7 protein-coding genes and 1 pseudogene are annotated in these 5,853 nt (G+C 68.9%); 2 read left to right on the plus strand and 6 right to left on the minus strand.

The features are described from left to right. A pseudogene (locus tag GA0070560_RS27815) lies at positions 1-396 on the plus strand (nucleotidyl transferase AbiEii/AbiGii toxin family protein); the annotation flags it as partial. A 17-nt stretch (positions 397-413) separates the two neighbouring features. Here the strand turns inward: GA0070560_RS27815 and GA0070560_RS28965 are convergent. The 3 genes from GA0070560_RS28965 to GA0070560_RS27825 all read right to left on the minus strand — a co-directional run bounded on the left by GA0070560_RS28965 (position 414) and on the right by GA0070560_RS27825 (position 2,191). Next, complete coding sequence (locus tag GA0070560_RS28965; RefSeq protein ID WP_170839622.1) at positions 414-629, minus strand: hypothetical protein; 216 nt, start codon at positions 627-629, stop codon at positions 414-416. Positions 630-660: 31 nt separating this feature from the next. Beyond that, positions 661-1,536: a mechanosensitive ion channel domain-containing protein gene (locus tag GA0070560_RS27820; RefSeq protein WP_170839623.1), complete on the minus strand. Its 876-nt coding sequence runs from the start codon at positions 1,534-1,536 to the stop codon at positions 661-663. A gap of 379 nt (positions 1,537-1,915) precedes the next feature. Next, positions 1,916-2,191, minus strand: a complete 276-nt coding sequence (locus tag GA0070560_RS27825; protein WP_139131633.1) for a hypothetical protein — start codon at positions 2,189-2,191, stop codon at positions 1,916-1,918. A 117-nt stretch (positions 2,192-2,308) separates the two neighbouring features. On the opposite strand from GA0070560_RS27825, the gene GA0070560_RS27830 reads away from it, so the two are divergent. Next, entirely contained in the window at positions 2,309-2,782 is a 474-nt protein-coding gene (locus GA0070560_RS27830) for an integrase core domain-containing protein (protein ID WP_139131634.1), read from the plus strand. Between the two features lie 352 nt (positions 2,783-3,134). Here GA0070560_RS27830 and GA0070560_RS27835 read toward each other — a convergent pair whose 3' ends face one another. From GA0070560_RS27835 to GA0070560_RS27845, 3 genes are all read right to left on the minus strand, one after another. Next, complete coding sequence (locus GA0070560_RS27835) at positions 3,135-4,151, minus strand: methyltransferase (protein WP_091303087.1); 1,017 nt, start codon at positions 4,149-4,151, stop codon at positions 3,135-3,137. Positions 4,152-4,690: 539 nt separating this feature from the next. Beyond that, positions 4,691-5,212, minus strand: a complete 522-nt coding sequence (locus tag GA0070560_RS27840; RefSeq protein WP_245675768.1) for an ABC transporter permease — start codon at positions 5,210-5,212, stop codon at positions 4,691-4,693. Between the two features lie 316 nt (positions 5,213-5,528). Continuing rightward, positions 5,529-5,853: transposase (locus GA0070560_RS27845; protein WP_139131636.1), on the minus strand; the 325-nt coding region annotated here is incomplete at its 5' end.

Below are 5,853 nucleotides of genomic sequence, written 5' to 3' on the forward strand. Positions count from 1 at the left end.
GACTGGCGTGCCAACGAACCGATCCTCATGGCGATCGGACCCGTCCTCCACCCCGACGACGCGGTCGCAAACAAGATGAGCGCCCTCTACGGGCGAGCGTTCGCCCGGGACTTCATCGACATCGACGCCACCCTCCGATCCGGCCGCTACACCCGCGACGCCCTTCTCGCCCTCGCGCAGCGCGCCGACCGTGGCTTCGACCCGCGCATCTTCGCCGACGCCCTCGGACAAGCCACCCAGCTCGATCCCGACGACTTCGCCCAGTACGGCGTCACCGGCCCAGCGCTGGACGATCTCCGAAGCCGATTCGCGGAGTGGCGCCGCGAACTGCTCGACGACGACGATGGGAAAGCCGCAGGTCACCGACCTGTGGACACCGGTGGAGCGTCGGGTTAGGAAGAGCACGACCCGCCTCACACGCTTCGTCCCGTTACCGCAGTAACCGACAGCCGGTCCGGAGCGTCCGGACGGTTACATACTCGGCCGCCAACCAAGGGCGGGCGCACGAAGGGTAGGTCCATCTGTAATTCCAGTGCCGACAGTCCGATCGCCGCCGCCACCGCGCCGATCGAGAAGATCGCCGGCACGAGCCAGAAGCTTTCCCGTACGTCGGCCAGGCGCGCGGACATCGTGCGGGGCCGGCTCACGGCGCGCGGCCCGTCATTGGTCGTCGGCCGGGACGACGGGAACCGTTGGCGATGGCTGAGGTGAATGAATGGTGATGTCCTGTGTCACGGACGCCACCCGGATGCCACTGTCGGTGAAGCGGTCCAGGACCCGCCGGGTGACCTGGTCCTTGACCTGCCGGGCGGCGCGCACCGGCACCACAAACCGTGCCGACAGCTCGACCCAGTTCGGAGTGGCGCGGACGAACACACGGGGATCGACCTCCGCCTCGGCGACCGGGTAACGGTGGCGCATCTGCTCGATGGCGCGCCGCGCCTCGACCGTCGAGGAGATGTTCTGCGCCTCCTCGCACAGGATGCGCTCCGCCAGGTGCCAGTCCGCCTCGTAGGGAACCGGCAGGGTCAGCTCCTCCCACAGGTGGTCCAGCACCGTGCTGCTGTTGAACACCGGTGCGCTGAACACGAAGCGGTTCGACAGGGACACGACCCGTCCGGTGTACTGGCGGCCGCGGATCCAGGATTCCGGGTCGGAGGAGGAGCCGCTCTCCAGGATGCGGGTACGCAGTGGGGTGATGTCCAGGACGTCACCGCGTACCCCGCACATCTGGATCCGGTCACCGACGCGGAACTGCCGGCCGGTGAGGATGCTGATCCACCCGGCGAACGCGCCGAGGACCTCCTGCATGGCCAGCGCGAGACCGGCGGCGAGCAGGCCGACGACCACGCCGATCCGACCGGCGAACGGGCGCCACAGCAGTGCCAGCGCGAACAGCAACGCCACGACGGTCAGATAGTGCACCGCCTTACGCAGGTAGTAGCGGTTGGTGGTGTCCTTCACCCGAAGGGTGGCCAGACGGCCGGCCAGTACGGCGAGGACGACGGCCAACACGATCAGGACAATGCTGGTCACAAGGCGACCGCTCACGCTGCTTGTGTCCCAGAGTGCCTTGAGGAACCGCTCCATGCTGCTTGCCCATCGTCCTCGGCGGCGACCGGCCGACGCGTGTCCGTCGCGTCTCTTCCACCATAGGCAACCGCCGACGGTGGATCTCGGAAACTGCCCGGTGCGGGGAGAACTGCCGGGAAGGGTGACAATGACCGGAGCTCCTCGCAACCCACGGTGATGCTGACGCAACTCGGCTGGGCGATGACACCGGGAGGCTGGTGTCGCGGGCCTCAAGCCCGTCCAGCCCGGCGAGGATGGGGCGGACAGCGCCGTGCGCAGAAGGTGATCGGGTAACGGCCGGTGGGAATACCGCGAAGTAACCGGTCTCCGTGGTGAGGGGCGATCACCAGACAGTGATCTCCCGTGCGGCGAGCGCCCGCCCGCCATCGAAGGCCCCGTACCGTCCCGGCGGCCCGAGGTGGTGGCGGTCGGTGAGTTCGCGGTGGGAGAACCGGATCACGGTGCCCTGCACGGTCACCAGCTGCGGCGGAGAAGGCGGCGACGCGGCCGTCGACAGCACGAGCAGGGTGCCGTCGGTCAGGTCCACGTCGCGTACGACGAACGCGGTGTCGGTGATGACCCGCTCGACGCTCGCGGTCACGGTGAGCTGGTCGCCCACCTTCGCCCGCGCGATTGTGCCCGGTGGAGTGCTCGGCGCCGGCTCGGCACCGGCCGTGGGTTCGCCTGTGCAGCCCGCGACGAGCAGGACCACCGCTGCCAGCGCTACTACCGCTGGGTGCTTCTGGCCGTACTTCCCGCCCATCCGTGGTTTCTCCTCTTCCTGGTGCCGCAGTTCAAGGAGTTCCCCGGCGTGTGGCGGCACGACGCCGGCCTGGTCGTCGCCGCGTTGAACATGGCCGCCGTCACCCGCGGCGGCTGCGTCGACGGGGTGATCTTCCACAGCGACAGGGGCAGCGAATACTGCTCGGCCGACTTCGCCCGGGCGTGCGCCCGCTGGAAGGCACGCCAGTCGATGGGCCGGGTCGGCTCGTGCTTCGACAACGCCGTCGCCGAGGCCACCTTCTCCACCATCAAGGTCGAGTACGTCCACCGCCGCCACTTCCACACCCGCACCGAGGCCCGACTGAAGATCGCCACCTGGATCACCGACTTCTACAACCGGCGCCGCCGCCACTCCGTCTGCGACTGGCGATCACCCATCGACTACGAACGATCAGAGACCCGCACCCTGGAGGCCCAGGCCGCATAACGACGCCCTCCACGATTCCAGGGGATTGACAGCGATACGACTACCAGGGAACGCGGGGCGGGCGGTCGAGGCCGCCAACAGCGTTGCCACCGTCTACGTTCGCTCGCGTTCCAGTTCCTGGCCACCAAGGACGCCGAATGTGGAAGGGCCTTACCGAGCCCGATCAATCGTGATGGCACTGGTCACGGTGGATGCGGGGAAAACGTGTCGGCATAGGACGATGCTCCTGGTAAGACAGCAGCGCGATCGCCACCGAACTCGGCTACAGGGCTGACCGGCCCGACGTACGCGATCCGTACGTCGGGCAGATCGGCATTCAGTCGTCGGGAAGCGGCTCAGTGGGTCGTGCCGGTCAGGCCCGGCGCGCCACCACGGCCCCGTTGGCGCCCGGGGAGCCGAACCGCACGGTGCGGATGTCGACGAAGCCGGCGTCGGCGAGCCAGGCGGCGTACTCGGCGCCTGAGTAGTTCCGGCCGCCCTCGGTCTCGATCAGCATGTTCATGCCCATCAGGGCGGCCTCCGGCGGACCGGTGCGCTCATCGTTGAGCAGTAGCTCGCAGATGATGATCGCACCGTCGGCCGGCAGTGCCGCGTGGCACTTGGCCAGCAGTGCCCGGTTGGTTCGCTCGTCCCAGTCGTGCAAGATCATGCTCAGCAGGATGACGTCGTACCCGTTCGGCAGTTCAGGGTCGGCGAGGAAATCTCCGCCGACCGTGCCGATCCGCTCGCTCAGGCCCGCCGCCGCGATCCGCTCCTCAGCCCGGACACACACCTGCGGCAGGTCGAAGATGGTCGCCCGCAGGTCGGGCAGACGACGGCAGAACTCGATCGGGAACGCGCCGGCCCCGCCACCGACGTCGAGCAGCCGGCTGTGCGCGCCGAAGTCGTACGTGTCGGCCAGGGCCTGGGCGGTGAAGCTGGACATGGAGTACATGGCGTCCCAGAACTCGACCAGCATCTCAGGGTCGGTGGTGTCGAACATCGACTGCTGGGCCTGCGGGTCCCAGGTGAGGGGCCGGTCGGTACGCAAGGCCTCGCCGACCCGGTGCCAGGGCAGGTAGGTGTGCAGGTCGGAGTAGCGGATCTGCGCGCCGAAGTAGTAAGGGCGGCCTTCGACAAGGAACTGCTCGGCGAGTTCGGAGTTGCGGTAGTGGTTTCCGGTTTTCTCCAGCAACCCGAGGGACGCGCTCGCGGCCAGCAAAAGGTCGGCCGGGCGTTCGGCCAGCGCGAACTCGGTGGCTGCCTCGTCGACCGTGAGCGTCCGCCCGTCAGCCAGCCGGTTGAACAAGCCGAGTTCGACACCGGCCGCGAGGGTCTTGAATGCCCATACGCCGGCTACCAGGCCCATAAGAGGCGTGGGACTAATAATGGTCATACCAGAGCATAACCCATGTGTCCATGATGGACGGTGACTCTCAACGGTCCACGGCTGATGTCGGGCGTTTGGGCACCGCGCCTGCGATGTTTTTGTCGATGCAATCTGGTCTGGGGCATGGTCGGTCCAGACCGCCGCGCACGGCTTTGTCCCTGGCCGCTCCGCGCACACCTTCGCCGCCGCCCAGGCCGCACAGCCGGTAGCCGTCCGGATCGAACTGCTCGCTTCTTCACCCACGTTCCCGCCACCCGCGTTTACGGCCTGTTCCGCACCGCCGGCTACCCTGAACCCGTCGCCCACACCCTCACCGGACTCTGCACCACCCGCACCCCGTCCTCCGCCGCGCACCCACCGACCTACCCCACCGCGCGACGCGACTCGCGGCGCTGCGCACCGGCCACCTGCCCCAGGGCGCGCCGACCTCGCCCGCACTGGCCAACCTGTGCGTCTAGCGCGGTGAAGGATCTGCGCCCGCATCGCGTGCGCCGCCGTTGGCGGCAGGTCCCGCTCCGCAGGTAGGTCGAGAATGTCGTTCACCGCGAGCGTCGCGCCGGCCAGGAGGCCGGCGAGTCCGGCCGTGGTGCCGACGACGAGCGGACCATGCGGCGGACCTGACGGGGAGTGGCGCCGACGGCGCGCAGCAGTCCCAGCTCACGGCGACGCTGCGCGAAGGTGAACGCGAAGGTGGAGGCGACCACGAAGACCGTGACGAAGCGGGCGAGGGCCGCCGTGGCGGTGAGCACCTGCATGCCGATCCAGCGGGTACGGGCGTCACCCCGAGCCTCCAGAGCGCTGCGTCTGTCGCCGGTCAGCGCCCGTCCGTCGCCGCCGACCACACCGCGAGCCGCCTCGGCGACCTCCCCGGGGTCGGCGCCCGGCGCGACCAGCAGACCGATGCCCCGGACGCCGGGCGCGAGTGCGGCGGCAACCTCGTCCGCGACGTAGACGCCGGGTGCATCGACCAGACCGGTGACGGTGTACGGCCCCGGGCCCGCCGCCGTGAGCAGGGTGATCGGCCCGCCGGGAAGCAGCCCGAGCGTGCGGTCGACGACCACCTCGCCGGCCGTGAGACGGAGTCCACCCAGCCAGGTGCTGTGGACCAGCCGTGCCCCTGGTGGGCATGGCCGCGGCGCTGGCGGCACTGCACGAGGCGAACGCCGACTGCCGTCGGTCGCCGTCCACACGCTGCTGTATGCCGCTCACGCATCGGTGATCCGGTGGCGCAACGACTTCAACTGGACCGGCGTACGACTGACGGCGGCGGCTCTCCAACGAGAGCCGGGCGACGATGTCACGATGTCGACTCCACATCGCTCTCCTGCGTCGGATCGTTGCAGTTTGGCCGCGGGCGACTAGGCCGTGTCTCCTGGATCATGGCTTGGGGCGATCGGGTTTCGCGCGTAGCCAGATGAGGATGTCGGCGATCTGCACGGTGGCGCGGTAGCGACAGGCGAGCTTGTCGTATCTGGTGGCCACGGCGCGGAACTGCTTGCGCCGGTTCATCAGCCGTTCGATGGTGTTGCGCTGCCGGTAACGCTGTGGGCGGAAGGTGGGTGGGCGGCCACCGCGTGACCCTTTCCGGGTCCGGTTGGCTTTCTGGTCGTCTTTCTCCGGGATGTCGTGCGGGATGCGTCGGGCCCGCAGCGCGCGGCGGTTGCCGCGTGAGCTGTAGGCCTTGTCCGCCGAGAGGGAATCG

The organism is Micromonospora halophytica, from assembly GCF_900090245.1.
GTDB classification, from domain to species: domain Bacteria; phylum Actinomycetota; class Actinomycetes; order Mycobacteriales; family Micromonosporaceae; genus Micromonospora; species Micromonospora halophytica.

What these genes read in the sequence shown, in the direction of transcription:
- GA0070560_RS28965 (WP_170839622.1), bottom strand. Translation starts at nt 629, where the DNA reads ATGTCCGCGCGCCTGGCCGACGTACGGGAAAGCTTCTGGCTCGTGCCG.